Origin of the sequence: Streptococcus sp. HMSC074B11 (assembly GCF_001808705.1) — a bacterium.
Taxonomy (GTDB): Bacteria; Bacillota; Bacilli; order Lactobacillales; family Streptococcaceae; genus Streptococcus.
In genome coordinates this window covers 1-22,679 of sequence record NZ_KV794226.1, presented here as the reverse complement: position 1 = coordinate 22,679, position 22,679 = coordinate 1, and the positions used below count along the sequence as shown (strand labels likewise).

Below are 22,679 nucleotides of genomic sequence, written 5' to 3'. Positions count from 1 at the left end.
CCTCCAGGTCCAGTAACACCTCCAGGCCCAGTAACGCCTTCAGGCCCAGTAACACCTCCAGCACCAGTAACATCATCAACGCCTGAAAAGAAAAAGGCTAATGAGTTACCGAAAACAGGTGAACAGAAAACTACAGTTTTAATCGTTTTAGGAGTAGCGCTTGGTTTAGTTGGATTGAGTTTGGTTGCCAAACGTAAAAAATAATATAAGAAAAAGAAACATTTTCCAAAATATAATCAGGAAGTGTTTCGGATATAAGATTTAAGAGAGGACGTCAAACTCCTCTCTTTTTTTGGTGTAGGTAGACCTATCAATTGATTTCTTTAGTATATTTATATTTTTAACAAAAATAAACCGTTTTCACTTGACAAAAATTGGTCTATACCATATAATAAAATAAAGAATATGGAGGACAAAATTATGAAAGTTATTCAAGTGGAAAATCCAATTGAAGGTGGAAAAGTTGCTTTTGATATCTTAAAAGAAAAATTGGAAAACGGTGCACAAACATTAGGGCTTGCAACAGGAAGTAGCCCTCTGGAATTTTACCAACGAATCGTTGAGAGCAATCTTGATTTTTCAAATCTCACAAGTGTAAACTTGGATGAGTACGTAGGTCTTGATGGGGATAATCCTCAATCATACCGTTACTTTATGCAAGAAAATCTATTCAACAAGAAACCGTTTAAAGAAAGTTTCTTGCCACGTGGTGTCAAGGATAATGCAGAAGCAGAAGTAGAACGCTACAACCAAATTCTTGCTGACCATCCAGTTGACCTACAAATTTTAGGAATTGGTCGCAATGGTCATATTGGCTTTAATGAACCAGGCACACCATTTGATAGCCAAACTCACCTTGTAGAGCTTGACCAGTCTACAATCGAAGCTAACGCGCGCTTCTTTGAGAAGATTGAAGATGTTCCAACACAAGCTATTTCAATGGGGATTAAAAATATTTTGGATGCTAAATCTATCCTTCTCTTTGCTTATGGGGAATCAAAAGCAGAAGCTATCGCTGGAACTGTTGAAGGTCCTGTGACAGAAAGTCTTCCAGCAAGCAGCCTGCAAAACCATCCAGATGTGACTATTATCGCAGATGCAGCAGCACTCAGCTTGTTAAAGAAATAAGTTTTTTTTCATTAAAGACCATTCGATCCTATGGATTGGGTGGTTTTTTGATCTGGATATGTTCAAAAATGAATACAGTTTTTCTGAAAGTGGTACAATAGTTCTAATAGTAGGGTGTATGATAGATTTTCCCTTGAAAAGAAGAATATATAATCTTCATTTTTTGAGAATTATCAATTCTTGAAAAAGAAATGTTATAGGTATTGATATGAAGAAGACAAATTTGATTGTTCTGCACTTTCTGCTTTTTGTCAGTATTTAGCAAAGATATAAGCTATCAGTTTAGGTCAACTAAAGGATTTACATTTTATTCAAGAGCAGATACTTAAACATCTTGTCTGGCATTTTGATAGTCAGGATCTGTATACCATTTCTGATTTACCGTCAGATTATCGGGAATATCTAGATTCCATTGAGTGTGAAATAAATGAATTATTTGGCCGTCTGGAATGATTTTTATAAGTGGGGAACTAGGTTAGGTGTAAGGGAAAATTTTGTAAAATTTAAATTGAATGATTTGGGAGAATTTCATTTTTTTCTTGACAATTTTATTTATTCCGTGTAAAATAGAATAGATCTTGAACTTGAAGGGAGTGAAAAAAATGTCTAAAACAGTAGTACGTAAGAATGAATCTCTTGACGATGCTCTTCGTCGTTTCAAACGTGCAGTTACTAAAGCTGGTACTCTTCAAGAAACACGCAAACGTGAATTCTATGAAAAACCTTCTGTAAAACGTAAACGTAAATCAGAAGCAGCTCGTAAACGTAAAAAATTCTAATTAATAAGAAAGGCTAGACTTGTCTAGTCTTTTTTTATACAGTAGATAGAGGAAAGTGGTTCTTATGAGAGAGTATGTAAAAGAATATCAAAAGATGCGTGAAGATCATTTTAAAGATTGGGGCTATTATTCTGAGCCGATAAATTTGGTAGAATTTGAAGAGTCGAACCAAAAAATATTTGAGAAGTATTTGAACAATTCGAAAGTAATGTCCGATGATATTTTAAGGATAAAGTTGTACAGTAGTTTATTGTTAGATGATATCAAGTATTTTGCATATTATGTATCATTTTTAGATGGCGACTATAATCTGTTAAATAATGCTTTGTGGCAAACAGGAAGAGTAGAGTTAATTAAAGGCGGTTTGCTTGCAAGTGGGACAATCTATACAGCTGGAATTTTGAGAGGATTATTTAACTGTTTTGCTTGTAATGATTTTTCAGTCATTTCATCTTTCATTCCAGAAGACTTACCCTTATTGAAAGGAACCTATTATCCAGAAAATGTTATCAATCTGTTATATGCTCTTTATTATCAAGATGAAGACAGATTGTCTGAGGCTCTCATACTGGCACAACAGTTTCTAGAGAAGAAAAAAAGAACAGGTATGGAAGAATTTTCTGTTCGCTACTTTATAAGTTTGGTACAAAAGGATGTAGATGGAATAAGCATGGCTTTACAAAACTTATGTCGTGCTTATCAGAGACAGGGTTATCCCTGTGACAAGATTGATAAATGCTTTGTTGATGAGGTTCATGGTCTTTATCGGTTGTTAAGATTCTTTGATCATGCCTTGTTTGAAGCGGTCAGGATGCCATCTCATAAGAGTTTTTTGAAGGACTTTGAAGAATGGCAAGTACGAAATCAGTTTCCACAGGGCCAACAATTCTACATCTATCCTAAAGATTTGGCTGATGCAAACAGGGTACTAACAAAAGAACTCCCAAAAATCTGCATAGAAAAATCAGGGAGGGACTTGGTGATAGATGTTGATCGATTTGCGGAAGATTTGGCTCAGTAAAAATGACATTTTACATTTTTACACCCCTTTTTCATGTTTTTTTGGTATAATTATATATATTAGTAGAAAATATCTGAAAGGCTTTATCATGAAAAAAACAAAAGTTGCAGTCGCTTTAGGAGCATTTTTGTTTCTTAGTGTCGGTGCGAGAGTAGAGGCGGACACAAGTTCGCAGTCTGACGTGAATCGGATTCATTTCATTAATACCAAAGGAAGTCCAGGTACAGATGCCATTCTGCTTGAAAGTAATGGGCATTATGCGCTGATAGATATGGGTGAAGACTATGACTTCCCGGATGGGAGTGATCCACTTTATCCATTAAGATCGGGGATTATTACGTCAAATTTCTATGCAATTGAAGATCGACTTTTCCGTCATCTTGACCATGTAGGTGTTCAGAAGTTGGACTTTATGCTTGGAACTCATGTTCATAGTGACCATATTGGTGGAGCTGATGAAGTTCTAAAAAAATATAAGGTTGATAAATTTTATCTAAAAAGATATTCGGATGATCGAATTGCCACTCAATGGGGCTTGTGGGATAACCTTTTCAACTACAATAATGCTCTGAATGCAGCTAGAAAATATGGGGTCAATCTTATCCAAGATATCTCTGATAATGATAGTCATTTCAAATTGGGTGATATGGATATTCAGTTGTATAACTACAAGAATGAATACGGTCCAGATGGAAAATTAAAGAAAGTATACGATGATAACCCCAATTCGATTGTTGCTGTAGTTACAGTAAATGGAAAGAAAATTTATCTGGGTGGAGATCTTGATAATGTTTATGGAGCTGAAGATCGCTTAGGTCCACAAATTGGGAAAGTAGATTTGATGAAGTGGAACCATCACCTCGATGGAAAAGTTTCAAATAGCATTAATTTCCTCAATAACCTCTCTCCATCTATCGTTGTGCAAACAACAGGCTTGGATATCAATGTTCAAGCAACAAGAGATAAATTGAAAGAGATGAATGTTCAAGTCGTTCATGCTTCAAGTGATAAAAAAGATGCTACTGTCTTTGATATAAAAACAGACGGTATTAATAATATTTCTCAAGACTACCCAGATATTCCGAATACTACTGCACGTTGGATTACTGAAGATGGATATAAGAAGTATTATTTCGCTGATGATCAGATGGCAACTGGTTGGCATACAATTAATGGAGAAAAATACTTCTTCAATGGTAAAGGACATCTGCAACAAGATAAATGGCTTCAAGATTTTGATGATGAAGGTACTCTTAAATCTTTATATATGGATAAAGATGGGAAGTTACAAACTTCTAAATGGCTTCAAATCGACAAGCATTGGTATTATGTGGATTCTAAAGGATATCGAAAAGAATCCGAGTTAGCAATTATTGACGGTAAGACCTATTACTTTGACGAAAAAGGGATTATGCAAACTGGTACCAGAACAGTGAATGGAGCAACTCTGGTCTTTGATGATACAGGTGCGCTTTCAAATGAAGTAAGAGCATCATCCTGGAATAAAATTGGTAATAAATGGTATTACCTAGATGAAAATAAAAAAATGACCATTGGTTTCAAAGAAATTGACGGAAAGTTGTACTATTTCAATGAAGCCGGAGAAATGGGAACTTATTGGCAATATACGCACCAAAAATGGTATTACTTTAGCGCTTCAGGTGAAATGAAACGTGGTTGGCTCAATGATGCAGGTAAATGGTATTATCTAGATCCTAAAACTGGAGAAATGTTCACTGGTTTAAATAAAATTGACGGCAAACTCTATCGCTTCAATGATGGAGGCGTCATGGCAACTGGTTGGGAACAGTTTGATAACAAATGGTACTATTATACATCTAGTGGCGATCAGAAAAAAGGCTGGCTTAAATACAACAATGACTGGTACTATCTCGAACTGAAAGATGGAGAGATGGTTACTGGAACCAAAGAAATCGATGGACAACAATATAGCTTTAAAGATAGTGGTGCTATGGTTACTGGTTGGAAACAAACAGATGATAAATGGTACTATTATGCATCAAGTGGTGAACTGAAAAAAGGATGGATTAAATATGCTGGTGATTGGTACTATCTTGATTCGAAAGATGGAGAGATGGTTACAGGAACCAAAGAAATCGATGGGCAACAATATAGCTTTAAGGCTAGCGGTGCTATGGTTACTGGCTGGAAACAAGAAGATGACAAATGGTACTATTATGCATCAAGCGGTGAACAGAAAAAAGGTTGGATAAAATCTGCAGGTAAATGGTACTACTTGAATCAAAATGACGGCGTTATGGTGACCGGCAGACAGGAAATTGATGGTGTCAAATATAGCTTTAACCAATCTGGAGCTATGGAAACCGGATGGGTATTTGACGGCAAAGATTGGTACTATCATAAAGAATCTGGAGCTGCAGAGACTGGTTGGTTTAAGTACTCTGGTAAATGGTATTACTTAGACACTGAGACTGGTAAAATGGTCACAGGTATCCATAAAGTCTCTGGAGATTACTATTACTTTAATAAGTCTGGTGAAATGCAAGTTGGTTGGATTCAAGAAAAAGGAGACTGGTATTACTTCAAACCAAGTGGTGAAATGCTTCGAAATGCAACTACACCTGATGGCTACAAAGTAGGTAGTGATGGTAGAATGCTTCCTAATGGAGTAACAACTACCACAAGCACTACAACTACGACTCCAAACACAACAACAACTGTAGAGGAACCAACTTCAACAGAAGCAACTCTAAGAGAATCAGCTGAACATACAGCTGAATCTACAACAAGTAGTGAAGAAAAGTCAGTACCAGCTAGCAGTGATAAAGTGTCTGACTAGTCTAGTACTATTGAATAGTTGAATAAATAAAGAGAAGGGATTAAACACTAACCTATTGTTTAATCCCTTTTGATTGTTAAAATTATAAAGGTTGCTTTCTTAAATAAATACCTCAAATACTGTTAAAAACATAAACTTCCTACTACAATTTGATATAATAGTAGGGAGAACTTGATTGAAGGAGAAAATTATGTCGGTTTTAGTCAAAGAAGTGATTGATAAGCTCAGACTAGACATTGTCTATGGTGAGCCAGAATTACTTGAAAAAGAAATCAATACAGGCGATATTTGCCGTCCAGGTCTCGAAATGACAGGCTATTTTGATTACTATACCCCAGAGCGGATTCAACTACTGGGGATGAAAGAGTGGTCTTATCTGATTAGCATGTCTTCTCATAACCGTTACCATATTTTGCAGAAATTGTTCCAACCGGAAACACCTGCAGTTATTGTTGCGCGTGGTTTAGTAGTTCCAGAGGAAATGCTAAAGGCTGCTAGAGAATGTAAAATCGCTATTTTAACGAGTCGTACAGCAACAAGTCGTCTGTCTGGGGAATTATCAAGTTACCTAGATTCTCGTTTGGCTGAGCGTGAAAGTGTACATGGTGTCTTGATGGATATCTATGGTATGGGTGTGTTAATCCAGGGCGACAGTGGTATTGGTAAGAGTGAGACAGGTCTAGAACTCGTGAAACGAGGACACCGTTTGGTGGCTGATGACCGTGTAGATATCTTTGCTAAGGATGAAATGACTCTCTGGGGTGAACCAGCTGAAATCTTGAAGCATTTACTTGAGATTCGTGGTGTTGGTATTATAGATGTGATGAGTCTTTATGGTGCCAGTGCAGTTAAGGATTCTTCACAAGTTCAGTTAGCTGTCTATCTTGAAAATTATGACACGCAAAAGACTTTTGATCGCCTAGGCAATAATGCTGAGGAATTGGAGATTTCTGGAGTATCCATTCCACGTATCCGCATTCCTGTAAAAACAGGACGTAATATTTCTGTAGTTATCGAAGCAGCAGCGATGAATTATCGTGCTAAGGAAATGGGCTTTGATGCTACTCGCTTGTTTGAAGAAAGATTGACAAATCTGATTGCAAAGAACGAGGTGAAAGATGATTGATCCAATCGCTTTTCAAATTGGTCCTTTAGCTGTTAGATGGTATGCACTCTGCATTGTTTCAGGTCTTGTTTTAGCGGTATATCTTGCCAGTAAAGAAGCGCCTAAAAAGAAGATTTTATCTGATGATATTTTGGACTTTATCTTAATTGCCTTTCCTTTATCCATCATTGGTGCCAGACTCTACTATGTTATTTTTAGATTTGATTATTATAGCCAACATCTGGGAGAGATTTTTGCTATTTGGAATGGTGGTCTTGCGATTTATGGTGGTTTAATTACTGGAGCGATTGTTCTCTATATCTTTGCTGATCGCAAATTAATCAATACTTGGGATTTCTTAGATATTGCAGCTCCGAGCGTCATGATTGCTCAGAGTCTAGGGCGTTGGGGAAACTTCTTTAACCAAGAAGCTTATGGAGCAGTCGTTGAAAATCTTGATTACTTACCTGATTTTATTAAGAACCAGATGTATATTGATGGCTCTTACCGCCAACCAACCTTCTTATACGAATCTATCTGGAATCTGATCGGTTTCGCATTGATTGTCATTTTTAGACGCCGATTAAAGAATATCCGTCGTGGTCATATCACTGCCTTTTATCTAATTTGGTACGGATTTGGACGTATGATTATTGAGGGCATGCGTACGGATAGTCTCATGTTCTTTGGACTCCGAGTATCTCAGTGGTTGTCCGCGCTATTGATTGGCCTTGGTATTTATATCATCTTTTATCAAAATCGGAAAAAAGCACCATTTTATAATGTAAAAAAGGAGAATTAAAATGTTAGAAGTGGCTTATATTATTGTGGCAATTGCCTTGGTTGTCTTTTTAGTTTATCTGATTATTACCCTTCAAAAAGTTGGTCGTGTAATTGATGAAACTGAAAAAACTGTTAAAACTTTAACATCAGATGTAGATGTAACTCTTCATCAAACAAATGAATTGCTTACAAAGGTCAACGTTCTTGTTGATGATATCAATGTCAAAGTTGCTACAATCGATCCCCTCTTTACAGCTGTTGCAGACCTTTCTGTTTCTGTTTCTGACCTAAATGAACAAGCACGTGTTTTGAGTAAAAAGGCATCATCTGCTGGATCAAAAACTATAAAAACTGGTGCAGGTTTGTCTGCTATTCGTGTTGCAAGTAAATTTTTTAAAAAATAAAAAAGGAGTTGACTAATGGGAAAACTATCATCTATCCTTTTAGGAACTGTTTCAGGTGTTGCAGCTGCCTTGTTTCTAACAAGTGACAAAGGAAAACAAGTTAGAAGCCAAGCACAAGAATTTTTAGAAGATCTAAAAGAAGATCCTGAGTATGCTAAAGAGCAGGTTTGTGAAAAATTAACGGATGTCAAAGAACAAACCAAAGAATTTGTTCTTAAAACAAAAGAGCAGATTGAATCTGGGGAAATTACTCTTGACACTGTTCTTGATAAAGCAAAATATCATGCTCAACAAGCGACTGAAGCTTCAAAAGAAACCTTGAATCATTTTAAATCACAACTGGAAGAGAAAGTAGTTGTGGAAGAAAAAGAAAGTGGTCAAGAAATTGTCATCGAGCTTCAAGAGAATTAACATAGAATCACCATTTCTTGGTTTTCTAGAAAATCAAGAATGGTGATTTTTTTCTTGAGTGAATTCTTTGTGGTATAATAAATACTATGCAGAAGAAACCGACATCAGCCTATGTGCATATTCCGTTTTGCACACAGATTTGTTATTATTGTGACTTTTCAAAGGTCTTTATTAAAAATCAGCCAGTAGACAGCTATTTAGAGCATCTACTGCAAGAATTTCATTCTTATGATATTCAAAAATTGCGTACACTCTATATTGGTGGTGGGACACCGACAGCCTTGTCTGCTTCTCAATTGAAAGTTTTGTTAGAAGGATTGACTAAAAACCTGGACTTATCAATGTTGGAAGAGTTGACCATTGAGGCTAATCCTGGTGACCTGGATGCTGATAAGATTGCTGTCTTGCAAAATTCTGCAGTTAATCGTGTTTCACTAGGTGTTCAGACCTTTGATGATAGAATGTTGAAAAAGATTGGGCGTAGTCATACTGAAAAGGATATTTATGAAAATATCGATCGCCTTAAACTAGCTGGTTTTGATAATATCTCTATTGACTTAATTTACGCACTTCCTGGTCAGACCATGGATCAGGTCAAGGACAATGTCGCTAAAGCTATTGCCCTTGATATTCCTCATATGAGCCTCTATAGCTTGATTTTGGAAAATCATACGGTCTTTATGAACCGTATGAGACGCGGGAAATTACCTCTTCCTAAAGAAGAAGTAGAAGCAGAGATGTTTGAGTATATCATTGCAGAGCTAGAAAAAGCTGGCTTTGAGCACTATGAAATTTCTAATTTTTCTAAGCTAGGCTTTGAAAGTCGACATAATCTCATGTACTGGGATAATGCCGAGTACTATGGTATCGGTGCGGGAGCATCTGGTTATGTAGATGGTGTACGTTATAAAAATCATGGACCGATCCGCCATTATTTAAAGGCAGTAGAAGAGGGGAGTGCCCGTATCAATGAAGAACACCTGAGTCAAAGGGAGCAAATGGAAGAAGAGATGTTTCTCGGCCTTCGCAAGAAGTCAGGAGTTTCCATGGCACGCTTTGAAGAAAAATTCGAACGGTCTTTCCAGGAACTGTATGGAGAAATCGTCAAAGACTTGATTCAACAAGGTCTCATGCAGCTTGATGGTGACCGTGTTCGTATGACTAAGAGAGGTCTCTTTTTAGGAGATACAGTAGCAGAACGATTTATATTGGAGTAAAATTATGGGCTTAACTTATCAAATGAAGATGAAAATTCCTTTTGATATGGCTGACATGAATGGCCATATCAAGCTACCAGATGTTATCTTGTTGTCCCTTCAGGTATCAGGAATGCAGTCAATTGAACTGGGAGTGAGTGACAAGGATGTTTTAGAACAGTATAATCTGGTCTGGATTATCACAGATTATGATATCGATGTGGTTCGTTTGCCTCGTTTTGCTGAGGAAATCACCATTGAAACAGAAGCTTTGACCTATAATCGTCTCTTTTGCTACCGCCGATTTACTATTTATGATGAAGATGGTCAAGAAATCATTCATATGCTAGCTACCTTTGTCCTTATGGATCGTGAAAGTCGAAAGGTTCATCCTGTAGTACCAGAAATTGTCGCCCCTTATCAATCTGAGTTTTCTAAGAAACTGGTCCGTGGGCCAAGATATAGAGAGCTGGAAGAAGCGATAAGCAAGGACTACCACGTTCGTTTCTATGACTTAGATATGAATGGTCACGTCAATAACAGCAAATACCTAGACTGGATTTTTGAGGTCATGGGAGCAGATTTCCTTACTAATCATATCCCCAAAAAAATCAACCTCAAATATGTCAAGGAAGTTCGACCAGGTGGAATGATTACTTCTAGTTATGAATTAAATGGATTAGAGAGTGATCATCAAGTCACAAGTGATTGTGACACCAATGCTCAAGCAAAGATAACTTGGCAAGAAATTAACAAAGATTAGAAAGAAAGATATGACTTATAAAGGATATTTAATTGATTTAGACGGAACAATCTATAAGGGGAAAGATAGAATCCCTGCGGGAGAGGCTTTTGTTCATGAGTTACAAAAAAGAGAGATTCCTTATCTTTTTGTAACAAACAACACCACTCGTACACCTGAAAGTGTTCAAGAGATGTTAGCCAATCAGTTTAACATTGACACACCTGTATCGACGATCTATACTGCAACTTTAGCTACAATTGATTACATGAATGACCTAGGACTTGAAAAGACAGTCTATGTCATCGGAGAAGCAGGGCTCAAGGAAGCTATTCAAGCAGCTGGTTATGTCGAAGATAAAGAAAATCCAGCCTATGTAGTTGTTGGTTTGGACTGGCAAGTAGACTATGAAAAATTTGCTACAGCAACCCTAGCTATCCATAAAGGTGCTCATTTTATCGGTACCAATCCAGATTTGAACATCCCGACGGAACGTGGCCTTTTGCCTGGTGCTGGTTCACTGATTACTCTTCTTGAAGCTGCAACTCGCGTTAAACCAGTTTATATTGGAAAACCTAATGCGATTATTATGGACAAGGCTGTTGAACACCTAGGACTTGAACGCCAAGAAATTGTCATGGTGGGAGATAATTATCTTACTGATATTCGAGCTGGTATTGACAATGGCATTCCTAGTCTTTTGGTAACGACAGGATTTACAAAACCTGAAGAAGTAGAGGATTTGCCAATTGCACCAACTCATGTCCTCTCAAGTCTAGCGGAGTGGAATTTCGATGAAAACTAAGTTTACTTTTGTAGGAAGTATTCTCTTTCTCCTCTCGCTTGCGATTTTATTGACTATTTACCTGGCTTGGTTGGTTTACCCTCTGGAGATTTCTTGGTTAAACTTGACAAATCGTGTTCATCTGCAACCTCAGACCATCCAGCATAATTTTAATGTTTTGATGGATTATTTGACCAATCCATTGAGTCAAGTATTGGAAATGCCGGATTTTCCTTCGTCTGCCTCTGGTATTCACCACTTTGTGGTTGTAAAGGGACTTTTCCATCTTGCTCAAGGAGTAGCAGTAGTAACTCTACCGATTTTCTATCTTTTTTGGAAGCAAGTTATTCAGAAAGGTTTTCTGCCACTTTATCGTAGAGCACTCTTAATCATACTTTCTCTACCTTTGGTTCTTGGTTTAGTTGGTGTCTTCATTGGTTTTGAACAATTCTTTACCTTATTTCATCAGATTCTTTTTGTAGGTGATAATACCTGGCTTTTTGATCCCGCTAAAGATCCAGTCATTCTCATCCTACCAGAGAACTTTTTCCTCCAAGCCTTTCTCCTATTTTTCTGCTTGTATGAATTGATTTTTGGATTTATGTACCTCCAGAGTCGAAAAACAAATAGATAAGTGAAGAAAAGTATTACTGATTCAAAATAAAATGTAGGAAGAAACTATCGTTTTTAACATGAATATTTCTATATTTAAGCAAAACATTCATATGTGATTCTAAAAAACCTATTTTTCTTGAAAAAGTAGGTTTTTTTACGGAAATAACTAGTCAAGCGCTTTATTTTTTTGTATAATAGAAATAGAAAAGTATGTAAAGAAGAGGAAAGCATGATTACACTATTTTTATCACCGAGTTGTACATCATGTCGTAAAGCAAAGGCCTGGCTCGAGAAGCATAAAGTGCCCTTCCAAGAGCATAATATTATGACCAGCCCTTTAACGAGAAAAGAACTGCAACACATTCTTTCCTTGACCGAAAATGGTACTGATGACATCATCTCGACTCGTTCAAAGATTTTTCAAAAATTGAATATTGATGTAGAGAGTATCTCAGTATCGGAGTTGCTTCATTTAATTGAGCAGTATCCAAGTCTTTTGCGTCGTCCGATTATTATTGATGCAAAGCGGATGCAAATCGGTTTTAATGAAGATGAGATTCGTGCTTTTCTCCCTCGTAGTTACCGTAAACAAGAACTGAAAGAAGCTACATTGAGAGCTGGTATTAATTAGATGAATAAACAGTATAGTTACCCACTAGATTTGTCGTGGAGCACTGAAGAACTTGCTTCAGTGCTTTCTTTTTTTAATGATGTTGAAGCAGCCTATGAGACTAAGGTAGAAGCAAAGAAACTACTAGATTCCTACAAGGGATTCAAAGCGGTTGTTCCAAGCAAGAGTGAAGAGAAACGCTTGGGCCGTGAATTTGAATCTGCGAGTGGTTATTCCTTCTATCGAGTTGTCCAATTAGCTAAAGAACAAGGGGAAGGGAAGATTTCGCTTGGAAAATAAATTTGTATTTGCCAAAGAGATTGTCAAGGAAGCAGGAGACTATATTCTAGCTCACATGCAGGAAGAATTGCATATTGAGAGAAAATCATCTCCTACAGACTTGGTGACTCGTTTGGACAAGGAAGTTCAGAATTTTTTGGTTGATCGGATTCGTTCGCATTATCCTGATGACCAATTTTGTGCAGAAGAGGGCTGTCTACGTGCTTCAGTTGGATATGGATCTGTTTGGGTCATTGATCCCATTGATGGTACTAACAACTTTGTCGCACAAGGTGAAGATTTCGCCATTATGGTAGCGTATTTTGAAAACGGTGTGGGTCAGTTTGGGATCATTTATGATGTCATGAAAGGTCATTGTTATCATGGAGGAGGTGCTTTTCAGGCCTGTCTCAATGAAGAACTCTTGCCGAACTTTAAGGATAAGCCCTTGCGTGATTTTCTAATTGCGAGTAATGCTGGTATGTTGGAAACAAACGCTTGGGGTGTAGCAGAATTGGCTAATGCTTCACTTGGTGTGCGAATATATGGAAGTGCAGCTATCAGTTTTTCAAAAATCCTCTCAGGTCAGCTATTGACCTATATCACCTATCTTCAACCTTGGGATTATGCTGCAGCTAGTATTATAGGAGAAAGTTTAGGGTATCAGATTGTAACCTTAACTGGAGAACCGGTGGATTTTCAGACACGACAACCAATTATGATGGTTCCAACTGACAAGTTGGCAGAAATCCAATCCTATATCTATGAAAGGAAATAAACTTACATGCAATTTCCAGAAGGATTTGTAAAAAAATATGAAGCAATATTGGGAGATGAGGCAAGAGCTTTTCTTGCCTCTTTTGATGATGAGGCAGTTTCCGCCTTTCGCATCAATCCCTTAAAAGAAAGCCAAGTTTCTTTTTCAGATGCTATTCCAAATACACCCTGGGGCTATTATGGCAAGGTTTCAGGGAAATCACCTGAGCATGTAACAGGCTTGGTCTATTCCCAAGAACCTGCTGCACAAATGGTTGCACAAGTAGCTCAACCAAAGGCTGGTATGAAGGTCTTGGATTTGGCAGCCGCACCAGGTGGTAAATCCACTCAACTGGCAGCCTATCTTGCAGGTGAAGGTCTTCTTGTTTCCAATGAAATTTCTAGCAAGCGAGCAAAGATTTTGGTTGAAAATATGGAACGGTTTGGAGCGTCAAATGTAGTTGTGACCAATGAATCTGCCGATCGTATGGCTAAAGTGTTTAAGGGATATTTTGACCTAATTGTTCTAGATGCTCCATGTTCTGGAGAAGGAATGTTCCGAAAACAGCCAGATGCTATGGATTATTGGAGTGTAGAATATCCAAGCCAATGTGCTGACTTGCAGCGTGAAATTCTAGAGGATGCAGTCACCATGTTGGCTGCTGGTGGTCGTTTGGTCTATTCTACCTGTACCTGGGCTCCAGAGGAAAATGAAGAAATTGTCCAATGGTTACTGGATAGCTATGATTTTGAATTGATCCCAGTTCAACATATCAATGGAATGGTCCCTGGGATTGACTTACCTGAAGCCGCTAGAATGTATCCACATCACTTTAAGGGAGAAGGACAGTTTGTTGCCCATTTGCAATTTCGAGGGGAAAATAAAGTCTCTAAGTTCAAGCCTTCTAAATCCAACCTCTCTCGAGAACAGATTTCCTTATGGCAGGATTTTGAGAAGAAACATTTAAAAGAGAAACTGGCTGGAGTCCTACAGGTTTTTGGAGACCAACTGTATTTATTGCCAGAAGGTCTACCAGATTTAGGAAAACTAAGAATTGCTCGAAATGGACTTCATCTTGGAACCTTTAAGAAAAAACGTTTTGAACCAAGTTTTGCTCTCGGCCTAGCTTTAAAACCAAGTTTAGTCAATCAAGGAATCGAAATTCATCAAGAGGACTTTGTAAAATATGTAGCTGGTGAAACAGTTCAATTATCTGAAAGTCTGCCAAATGGGTGGTACCAAGTTTTGGTTGCTGGAAATGGTTTAGGTTTTGCAAAAGTAACCGGAAATACCTTGAAGAATTATTTCCCTAAGGGCTTGAGGTTTAAGGTGAAAAACTAGTCAAAATCAGTATTCTATGTTATAGTGGAAGTATGGATTTTTTGCATAAAACATAGAAGAATAGGGCGAAATTCCAAGCTACTCATCATTATTTTCAAGGAGACAAATAGTGAAAAAATTTAAAAAACTCACACTCTCTCTTGCGACTCTTTTACTTGCTGGTTCGTTAGTAGGATGTGCAAGTTGGATTGATCGTGGGGAGTCTATGACTGCTGTTGGGTCAACTGCTCTCCAACCTTTAGTCGAGGCGGCTGCAGATGAATTTGCATCAGCTTACATCGGAAAAACAGTCAATGTTCAAGGTGGTGGTTCTGGTACAGGACTGTCGCAGGTTCAGTCAGGAGCAGTAGATGTCGGCAACTCCGATGTATTTGCGGAGGAAAAAGACGGTATTGATGCCTCAGCATTGGTCGACCATAAGGTAGCTGTTGCAGGTTTGGCTGTTATTATCAATAAAGAAGTAGATGTTGATAATCTAACGACGGATCAGCTCCGACAAATCTTCACAGGAGAAATTACCAACTGGAAAGAAGTCGGTGGGAAAGATTTAGCCATCTCTATTATCAACCGTGCGGCAAGTTCAGGTTCTCGTGCTACTTTTGACAGTGTGATCATGGATGGGCAATCAGCAATGCAAAGTCAGGAACAAGATTCAAACGGGATGGTCAAATCAATTGTTTCTCAGACCCCTGGAGCTATTTCCTACCTAGCATTTGCCTATGTTGATGATTCTGTTGGGACTATCAAACTCAATGGTTATGAACCAATTTCAGAGAATGTAACCACGAATAATTGGCCTTTGTGGTCTTATGAACATATGTATACACTTGGTGAGCCAAATGAATTGGTTGCCGAATTCCTAAACTTTGTCCTTTCAGACGAAGCTCAGAATGGAATCGTTAAAGGAATGGGTTATATTTCAGTTAAGGAAATGAAGGTTGAAAAAGATGCTGCAGGGACTGTAACAGCGCTAGAAGGGAGCCAATAATGAATCAAGAAGAATTATCTAAAAAATTGCTCTCTCCGTCAAAAAACTCTCGTCTTGAGAAATTAGGAAAAGGGCTAACTTTTGCCTGCCTTTCTTTGATTGTCATCATTGTAGCCATGATTTTGATTTTCGTGGCTCAGAAAGGGTTATCTACCTTCTTCGTCAATGGTGTTAACATTTTTGAATTTTTATTTGGACAGACTTGGAACCCTTCAGGGAAACAATTTGGTGCTCTTCCGATGATTTTAGGTTCCTTTATTGTTACCATCCTATCAGCTCTTATTGCAACACCATTTGCCATTGGGGCTGCAGTCTTTATGACAGAAGTATCACCAAAAGGGGCAAAGATTTTGCAACCTGCTATTGAACTCCTAGTTGGGATTCCTTCAGTAGTTTATGGATTTATCGGATTGCAGGTCGTCGTACCATTTGTACGTAGTGTCTTTGGTGGAACAGGTTTTGGTATTTTATCAGGGATTTTCGTTCTCTTTGTTATGATCTTGCCGACTGTAACCTTTATGACAACTGATAGCTTACGTGCAGTTCCTCGTCACTACCGTGAAGCTAGTTTAGCTATGGGAGCTACTCGTTGGCAGACTATCTGGCGTGTAACCTTGAAGGCGGCACGTTCAGGTATTTTTACGGCAGTAGTCTTTGGTATGGCGCGTGCTTTCGGTGAAGCACTAGCTATTCAGATGGTGGTCGGAAACTCAGCCGTTGTCCCAACTTCATTGACAACACCTGCTGCGACTTTGACCTCTGTTTTGACCATGGGTATCGGAAATACTGTTATGGGAACTGTTGATAATAATGTTCTTTGGTCACTAGCCTTAGTATTGCTTTTGATGAGCTTGGCCTTTAACAGTGTGATTAAATTGATTACGAAAGAAAGAGGAAAGAAAAACTATGCACGCTAAGAAATTAGATAAACTTGCTACAGCTGTCCTCTATACCATCGCAGGAATCATTGTGACCATCCTTGCTTCCTTGATTCTCTATATCTTGGTTCGAGGCTTACCTCATGTTTCTTGGTCCTTCTTGACTGGAAAATCATCTTCTTACCAAGCAGGTGGTGGTATTGGAATCCAGCTTTATAATTCCTTCTTCCTTTTGGTCATTACCTTATTCATCTCTGTACCTCTATCAATGGGGGCTGGAATTTATTTGGCTGAATATGCAAAAAAAGGTCGTGTTACCAACTTCGTTCGTACCTGTATTGAAATTTTGTCTTCACTGCCATCAGTCGTAGTCGGTCTCTTTGGTTACCTCATCTTTGTAGTTCAGTTCGAGTATGGATTTTCCATTATTTCTGGTGCCTTGGCTTTGACTGTCTTTAACCTTCCACAGATGACGCGTAATGTTGAAGACAGTTTGAAACACGTTCACCATACGCAACGTGAGGCTGGTTTGGCGCTTGGGCTTTCTCGTTGGGAAACAGTTCTTCATGTCGTTATCCCCGAAGCCCTACCTGGTATTGTAACAGGTATTGTGCTTGCCTCAGGTCGTATTTTTGGTGAAGCTGCGGCTCTTATCTATACTGCAGGACAATCTGCGCCAGCTCTTGACTGGTCAAACTGGAATGTCCTCAGCGTAACCAGTCCAATCTCAATCTTCCGTCAAGCAGAAACCTTGGCTGTTCATATCTGGAAAGTCAACAGTGAAGGAACTATTCCTGATGGAACACTTGTTTCAGCAGGTTCTGCTGCGGTGCTCCTCATCTTTATCTTAATCTTTAACTTTGGAGCACGTAAACTCGGAAGCTATCTACATAAGAAATTAACCGCAGCCTAAAGGAGAAGCCATGTCAAAATATAATTGGGATGAAAGGCATATCATTACTTTTCCAGAAGAAAAAGTGGCCCTCTCTACGAAGGATTTACACGTTTACTACGGTAAAAATGAATCTATCAAGGGCGTCGATATGCAATTCGAAAAAAATAAAATTACAGCCTTGATTGGTCCGTCGGGATCTGGGAAATCAACCTACCTACGCAGTCTCAACCGTATGAATGATACCATTGATATTGCAAAGGTGACAGGACAGATTCTCTATCGAGGTATTGACGTTAACCGTCCTGAAATCAATGTTTATGAAATGCGTAAACACATCGGAATGGTTTTCCAACGTCCAAATCCATTTGCTAAATCTATTTACCGCAACATCACTTTTGCACATGAACGTGCAGGTGTTAAGGATAAGAAGGTTCTTGATGAAATTGTAGAAACTTCACTTCGTCAGGCCGCCCTCTGGGATCAGGTTAAAGACGACCTTCATAAGTCAGCCTTGATGCTTTCAGGTGGTCAGCAGCAACGTCTCTGTATCGCGCGTGCTATTTCTGTAAAACCAGACATTCTCTTAATGGATGAGCCAGCATCAGCCTTGGATCCGATTGCGACAGCTCAACTTGAAGAAACCATGCTTGAGTTGAAGAAGGACTTTACCATTATCATCGTAACTCACAGTATGCAACAAGCTGCGCGTGCTAGTGATTATACAGGATTCTTCTACCTGGGTGACTTGATTGAGTATGATAAAACTGCAAATATTTTCCAAAATGCCAAGCTACAGTCAACAAATGACTATGTAACTGGACACTTTGGTTAGAGAGGAAACAGTATGACAGAACCGATTTTACAGGTTTCAGACCTGTCAGTCTATTACAATAAAAAGAAGGCCTTGAATAGTGTTTCCTTATCCTTCCACCCCAAGGAAATTACGGCCCTTATCGGTCCGTCTGGATCTGGGAAATCAACACTTCTAAAGGCTATTAACCGAATGGGTGACCTTAATCCTGAAGTGACGACAACTGGATCAGTGGTTTATAATGGGCACAATATCTATAGTCCGCGTACCGACACGGTTGAATTACGTAAGGAAATCGGGATGGTTTTCCAACAACCAAATCCCTTCCCTATGTCTATCTACGAAAATGTTGTTTATGGTCTCCGCATTAATGGGGAAAAAGATAAGAACGTTTTGGGTGAAGCTGTGGAGAAAGCTTTACAGCGTGCTTCAATCTGGGATGAGGTTAAGGATCGCTTGCATGATTCAGCTATTGGACTTTCAGGTGGACAGCAGCAACGTGTCTGTGTAGCCCGTGTATTGGCGACTAGTCCAAAGATTATCCTCTTGGATGAGCCTACCTCAGCCTTGGACCCTATTTCTGCTGGTAAGATTGAGGAAACCTTGTATGGTCTAAAAGACAAATACACCATGCTCTTGGTTACGCGTTCCATGCAGCAAGCATCTCGTATCTCTGACAAGACAGGATTTTTCCTAGATGGAGATTTGATTGAGTTTAACGATACCAAGAAGATGTTCCTCAACCCACAACACAAGGAAACAGAAGATTATATTTCAGGAAAATTTGGATAAGGAGATAAATGATGTTACGTTCTCAATTGGAGGAAGATTTAGAGAAATTGCATAATCAGTTTTATGCTATGGGACAAGAAGTTCTTTCCCAAATCAATCGTACCGTACGTGCTTTTGTAACGCATGACCGTGACATGGCTAAAGAAGTCATTGAGGAAGATGCAGAAGTAAACGAATACGAAGTTAAACTTGAAAAGAAATCATTTGAAATGATTGCCCTACAACAGCCAGTTTCACAAGACTTACGTACAGTTTTAACAGTTCTAAAAGCTGTGTCAGACTTAGAACGTATGGGGGACCATGCAGTATCCATTGCTGAAGCAACCATTCGTATGAAGGGTGAACAACGCATCCCAGCAGTCGAAGAAGAAATTAAAAAAATGGGTCGTGAAGTAAAAAACTTTGTTGAAGCCGCTTTAGAACTTTATTTGAATGGTTCTGTGGATCAAGCCTATGAAGTTGCAACCATGGATGAAAATATCAACCATTATTTTGATAATATTCGAGACCTAGCTACAGAAGAAATCAAAAAACATCCAGAAGCTATCGTCACAGGTCGTGATTATTTCCAAGTTATTTCTTACTTGGAACGCATCGGTGACTATGCAAAAAATATCTGTGAATGGGTTGTTTACTTTGAAACAGGTAAGATTGTTGAATTGTAAAGTATTCAAATGATAAAATTATTGTGAAAGCTTACTTTTTACTAGAGTAAGCTTTCATTGTATAGATAATTTACTTTGTCAGAGGTGAATAATGAACTACATACAGAATATAAGAAAAAAAGTTGGAAAAGATAAAATTATTTTAAATTTCACATGTGGAATATTAAGTCAATCAGGAAAAATATTATTACAAAAACGAGCAGATAAAGGAACTTGGGGATTACCAGGCGGAGCTATTGAATTAGGCGAATCGGCTGTAGAAGCGTTAGTTCGAGAGTTTTACGAAGAAACTGGACTGAAAGTGACAGTGAAAAAACTTTTAAATGTTTATACAAAATATTCAGATAGTTATCCAAATGGTGATGAGGCTCAAGTTCTTACAATTTTGTATTTAGTTGCATCTGAAACTTCTATCTCTAAAAATGTTTTTACGAGTGACGAAACTTTAGAATTAGGATTTTTTGAACATAGGGACATACAAAATATCACAATTGTAAACCAGCAACATCGAGATATGATAAATGATTTTTTTGAAAATAAGTTCCCAATAGATAGATAAACTAACCACTGAATTTCTATATTTTTTAATTATATTTTATGAAAATGCAAGAAAAACTTGACAAGTATTTCTGAATAAGTTATAATTATACAAAATTAATAGAGAGGTTGTTTATTTATGAATTTTAAAAAATGGATATTTGTCTTATGTAGTTTTCTTGCAAGCTTCTTATTGGTAGCTTGCCAATCGTCTAGCTCAAGCTCGCAGTCTGCAGTGGAGGCCATCAAGCAAAAAGGAAAATTAGTGGTCGCAACTAGTCCCGACTATGCTCCCTTTGAGTTTCAAGCACTTGTGGATGGTAAAAACCAAGTCGTAGGTGCGGATATTGACATGGCGCAAGCAATCGCTGATGAACTTGGAGTGAAATTGGAAATTTCAAGCATGAGTTTTGATAATGTCTTGACCAGTCTTCAAACAGGAAAAGCAGACCTAGCAATTGCGGGAATCAGTGCAACTGAAGAAAGACAAGAAGTCTTTGATTTCTCAATTCCTTACTATGAAAATAAAATTAGCTTCCTTATCAGAAAGTCTGATCTTGAAAAATACAAGGATTTAGATTCTCTAGCAAGTGCTAATATTGCAGCTCAAAAAGGAACTGTTCCTGAATCCATGGTCAAAGAGCAACTTCCAAAGGCACAGTTGACTTCTTTGACAAACATGGGCGAAGCAGTCAATGAGCTTCAATCAGGTAAGGTTGATGCTGTTCATATGGATGAACCAGTTGCTCTAAGCTATGCTGCTAAGAACTCAGATTTGTCAGTAGCTACAGTAAGCTTGACTATGAAAGAAGGCGAAGCAAATGCCGTAGCTATCAAAAAAGGTAACTCAGATTTGAAGGAAGTAGTGGATAAGGTCATCCAAAAACTGAAAGATGACGGAACTTACCAAACTTATCTTGAAAAAGCTGCTAAGCTAACAGAAGTAGAACAATAAAAAATAACAGAGTTGGATTTCAGTCCAGCTCTGTTTTTAAATAGCTTAATGTTTCTTCAATATTTTCTAGGGGGACTTTTGCAAAGTGATAAGGGCAGTTCGCTAGATAGGAAGATTCAAAGAAGTCGAGTTCTAGAGGACTATGTTTAAGACTAGCGATGCTAGGATAGTTCCTGAGATCAAGCAAAAGCCCATCATGAAGTGGATAGCTCGGTAGGGAAATGGGATAGGTTTGTAAGAGCTGTTGGATGTGCTCCTGACTTTTTTCTTGCAGTGCCAATCGTGCTAGTCTGTTTTTTTCAAAGAGTTGACTATCAATATAGAGTGATAGAGCCTTTTGCATGATAAGGTTGTTATCGTAGTCGAGAATGTTTTTATAGGTCACAAAAGCTTCCTTGATAGTGTTTGGAAGAAGAAGGGCAGTGATTCGAAGGGCAGGAAATAGACTGGTAGAAAAGGACTTGATATAGATGACCAAATCATGCTGATCCAGATAATGAAAGGTTTGCCCCAGTTTAGGATCCAAGTCACCCAGGTAGTCATCCTCAACGATATAAATCTGATATTTTGCAGCTAAGTCAAGGATAGCAAGTTTTTCCTCTTCAGAATAAGAATGGCCCAGAGGATAGTGGAAACGGGGAATGGTATAGAAGAACTTAATCTTTCCGCTTTTAAACTGTTCCTCAAGTTCTTTCAGGTCGATGCCATCCACTCGACGTTCAATGGTTTGAAAGGGAAGATTTTGAGCTAGTAGCAGCTGGTTCATTCGATGATAGGTCGGTTGTTCGACCAGTATTTCCTGAGCTTGACCTGGAAAATCGATCTGAGAAAGAATAAACAGTGCTTGTTGGGTTCCAGACGTCATGACCAACTGGTCTGCCTTACTATAAATAGCTTGATCAAAGAGCAATGTCTGTACAGACTGACGTAATTCTTCTAAACCTTCTTGATGTTCATAGTAGTTGTAGAGATAATTTTCTCGCCCAATCAAGCTCTCATTGACACACAGACGAAAATCATCATAGGCAGCTGCGTGTTCATCATTGACTGAGATAATTAGATCTTCATGACTGGTTTGTTGCTCCAATACATAATAACCACTTTGAGGTTTGGAGTAGATATATTTCTCGTATCGGAGTTCTAAGAGTGCGCGCTGTATGGTGTCTTTGCTACAGTGAAAATCTTGACTAAGTTTTCGGATAGATGGTAGGCGACTTCCAGTGGGAAATCTACCTGATTCTATCTCATTTTTTAGATAGTGAACGACTTGTTCATATTTGCTTTCTTGCTTCATCCCAGACCTCTCATGATTTTGTTACATTGTACCTTTTTTTTAGAAGTTTGGCAATGTTATACTCTTCGAAAATCTCTTCAAACCGCGT

At 38.3% G+C, this 22,679-nt stretch carries 26 protein-coding genes; 25 read left to right on the top strand and 1 reads right to left on the bottom strand.

What is annotated here, in order from left to right; all coding sequences use genetic code 11:
- From HMPREF2619_RS01165 to HMPREF2619_RS01045, 25 genes are all read left to right on the top strand, one after another.
- On the top strand, window positions 1-204 hold a 204-nt coding region (locus tag HMPREF2619_RS01165), incomplete at its 5' end, for an LPXTG cell wall anchor domain-containing protein (protein WP_148130346.1).
- 216 nt (window positions 205-420) lie between these two features.
- Window positions 421-1,128, top strand: a complete 708-nt coding sequence (locus HMPREF2619_RS01160) for a glucosamine-6-phosphate deaminase (protein WP_070458370.1) — start codon at window positions 421-423, stop codon at window positions 1,126-1,128.
- A 602-nt stretch (window positions 1,129-1,730) separates the two neighbouring features.
- Window positions 1,731-1,907, top strand: coding sequence for a 30S ribosomal protein S21 (gene rpsU / locus HMPREF2619_RS01155; protein ID WP_000048054.1), 177 nt, complete (start codon window positions 1,731-1,733; stop codon window positions 1,905-1,907).
- A 64-nt stretch (window positions 1,908-1,971) separates the two neighbouring features.
- Complete coding sequence (locus HMPREF2619_RS01150; protein ID WP_070458367.1) at window positions 1,972-2,928, top strand: hypothetical protein; 957 nt, start codon at window positions 1,972-1,974, stop codon at window positions 2,926-2,928.
- Window positions 2,929-3,016: 88 nt separating this feature from the next.
- Window positions 3,017-5,749 carry an MBL fold metallo-hydrolase gene (locus HMPREF2619_RS01145; RefSeq protein ID WP_083279560.1) on the top strand — a complete coding sequence of 911 codons (2,733 nt, stop codon included), beginning with the start codon at window positions 3,017-3,019 and terminating at the stop codon, window positions 5,747-5,749.
- Between the two features lie 190 nt (window positions 5,750-5,939).
- Window positions 5,940-6,875, top strand: a complete 936-nt coding sequence (gene hprK / locus HMPREF2619_RS01140) for an HPr(Ser) kinase/phosphatase (protein ID WP_049504380.1) — start codon at window positions 5,940-5,942, stop codon at window positions 6,873-6,875.
- Complete coding sequence (gene lgt, locus HMPREF2619_RS01135) at window positions 6,868-7,656, top strand: prolipoprotein diacylglyceryl transferase (RefSeq protein ID WP_049504378.1); 789 nt, start codon at window positions 6,868-6,870, stop codon at window positions 7,654-7,656. Before hprK ends, lgt begins: the two co-directional genes overlap by 8 nt.
- Window position 7,657: 1 nt before the next feature.
- A complete protein-coding gene (locus HMPREF2619_RS01130; RefSeq protein WP_000895021.1) occupies window positions 7,658-8,041 on the top strand; it encodes a DUF948 domain-containing protein in 384 nt (127 codons plus the stop codon).
- Between the two features lie 15 nt (window positions 8,042-8,056).
- Window positions 8,057-8,452, top strand: a complete 396-nt coding sequence (locus tag HMPREF2619_RS01125) for a YtxH domain-containing protein (protein WP_070458364.1) — start codon at window positions 8,057-8,059, stop codon at window positions 8,450-8,452.
- Between the two features lie 86 nt (window positions 8,453-8,538).
- Window positions 8,539-9,669 (top strand): radical SAM family heme chaperone HemW, encoded by a 1,131-nt coding sequence (gene hemW, locus HMPREF2619_RS01120; RefSeq protein ID WP_070458361.1) that lies wholly within the window; start codon window positions 8,539-8,541, stop codon window positions 9,667-9,669.
- Window positions 9,670-9,673: 4 nt separating this feature from the next.
- Entirely contained in the window at window positions 9,674-10,411 is a 738-nt protein-coding gene (locus HMPREF2619_RS01115) for an acyl-[acyl-carrier-protein] thioesterase (RefSeq protein ID WP_070458358.1), read from the top strand.
- Between the two features lie 10 nt (window positions 10,412-10,421).
- A complete protein-coding gene (locus HMPREF2619_RS01110) occupies window positions 10,422-11,195 on the top strand; it encodes a TIGR01457 family HAD-type hydrolase (protein WP_070458355.1) in 774 nt (257 codons plus the stop codon).
- On the top strand, window positions 11,185-11,808 hold the full coding sequence (locus tag HMPREF2619_RS01105; RefSeq protein WP_070458352.1) for a TIGR01906 family membrane protein: 624 nt from the start codon (window positions 11,185-11,187) through the stop codon (window positions 11,806-11,808). The genes HMPREF2619_RS01110 and HMPREF2619_RS01105 overlap by 11 nt, the downstream gene beginning before the upstream one ends.
- Before the next feature lie 210 nt (window positions 11,809-12,018).
- Window positions 12,019-12,420 carry a Spx/MgsR family RNA polymerase-binding regulatory protein gene (locus tag HMPREF2619_RS01100; protein ID WP_000631256.1) on the top strand — a complete coding sequence of 134 codons (402 nt, stop codon included), beginning with the start codon at window positions 12,019-12,021 and terminating at the stop codon, window positions 12,418-12,420.
- Entirely contained in the window at window positions 12,421-12,699 is a 279-nt protein-coding gene (locus HMPREF2619_RS01095; RefSeq protein WP_001041984.1) for a UPF0223 family protein, read from the top strand.
- Window positions 12,689-13,456 (top strand): inositol monophosphatase family protein, encoded by a 768-nt coding sequence (locus HMPREF2619_RS01090; RefSeq protein ID WP_049548254.1) that lies wholly within the window; start codon window positions 12,689-12,691, stop codon window positions 13,454-13,456. Before HMPREF2619_RS01095 ends, HMPREF2619_RS01090 begins: the two co-directional genes overlap by 11 nt.
- 6 nt (window positions 13,457-13,462) lie before the next feature.
- Complete coding sequence (locus HMPREF2619_RS01085; RefSeq protein ID WP_070458350.1) at window positions 13,463-14,776, top strand: RsmF rRNA methyltransferase first C-terminal domain-containing protein; 1,314 nt, start codon at window positions 13,463-13,465, stop codon at window positions 14,774-14,776.
- 109 nt (window positions 14,777-14,885) lie between these two features.
- Complete coding sequence (locus HMPREF2619_RS01080; protein ID WP_070458347.1) at window positions 14,886-15,764, top strand: phosphate ABC transporter substrate-binding protein PstS family protein; 879 nt, start codon at window positions 14,886-14,888, stop codon at window positions 15,762-15,764.
- Window positions 15,764-16,681, top strand: a complete 918-nt coding sequence (gene pstC, locus HMPREF2619_RS01075) for a phosphate ABC transporter permease subunit PstC (RefSeq protein WP_049509826.1) — start codon at window positions 15,764-15,766, stop codon at window positions 16,679-16,681. The genes HMPREF2619_RS01080 and pstC overlap by 1 nt, the downstream gene beginning before the upstream one ends.
- On the top strand, window positions 16,671-17,555 hold the full coding sequence (gene pstA, locus HMPREF2619_RS01070; protein ID WP_000543058.1) for a phosphate ABC transporter permease PstA: 885 nt from the start codon (window positions 16,671-16,673) through the stop codon (window positions 17,553-17,555). Before pstC ends, pstA begins: the two co-directional genes overlap by 11 nt.
- A gap of 10 nt (window positions 17,556-17,565) precedes the next feature.
- On the top strand, window positions 17,566-18,369 hold the full coding sequence (pstB, locus tag HMPREF2619_RS01065; RefSeq protein ID WP_049504357.1) for a phosphate ABC transporter ATP-binding protein PstB: 804 nt from the start codon (window positions 17,566-17,568) through the stop codon (window positions 18,367-18,369).
- 12 nt (window positions 18,370-18,381) lie between these two features.
- Window positions 18,382-19,140: a phosphate ABC transporter ATP-binding protein PstB gene (pstB, locus tag HMPREF2619_RS01060; protein ID WP_070458344.1), complete on the top strand. Its 759-nt coding sequence runs from the start codon at window positions 18,382-18,384 to the stop codon at window positions 19,138-19,140.
- Between the two features lie 11 nt (window positions 19,141-19,151).
- Entirely contained in the window at window positions 19,152-19,805 is a 654-nt protein-coding gene (gene phoU / locus HMPREF2619_RS01055) for a phosphate signaling complex protein PhoU (RefSeq protein ID WP_049504355.1), read from the top strand.
- Window positions 19,806-19,896: 91 nt separating this feature from the next.
- Window positions 19,897-20,364 carry an NUDIX hydrolase gene (locus tag HMPREF2619_RS01050; protein ID WP_070458341.1) on the top strand — a complete coding sequence of 156 codons (468 nt, stop codon included), beginning with the start codon at window positions 19,897-19,899 and terminating at the stop codon, window positions 20,362-20,364.
- A 117-nt stretch (window positions 20,365-20,481) separates the two neighbouring features.
- Window positions 20,482-21,297 carry an ABC transporter substrate-binding protein gene (locus tag HMPREF2619_RS01045; RefSeq protein WP_070458338.1) on the top strand — a complete coding sequence of 272 codons (816 nt, stop codon included), beginning with the start codon at window positions 20,482-20,484 and terminating at the stop codon, window positions 21,295-21,297.
- A gap of 19 nt (window positions 21,298-21,316) precedes the next feature.
- Here HMPREF2619_RS01045 and HMPREF2619_RS01040 read toward each other — a convergent pair whose 3' ends face one another.
- Window positions 21,317-22,591 carry an aminotransferase-like domain-containing protein gene (locus HMPREF2619_RS01040; RefSeq protein WP_070458332.1) on the bottom strand — a complete coding sequence of 425 codons (1,275 nt, stop codon included), beginning with the start codon at window positions 22,589-22,591 and terminating at the stop codon, window positions 21,317-21,319.
- Window positions 22,592-22,679 lie beyond the last annotated feature (88 nt).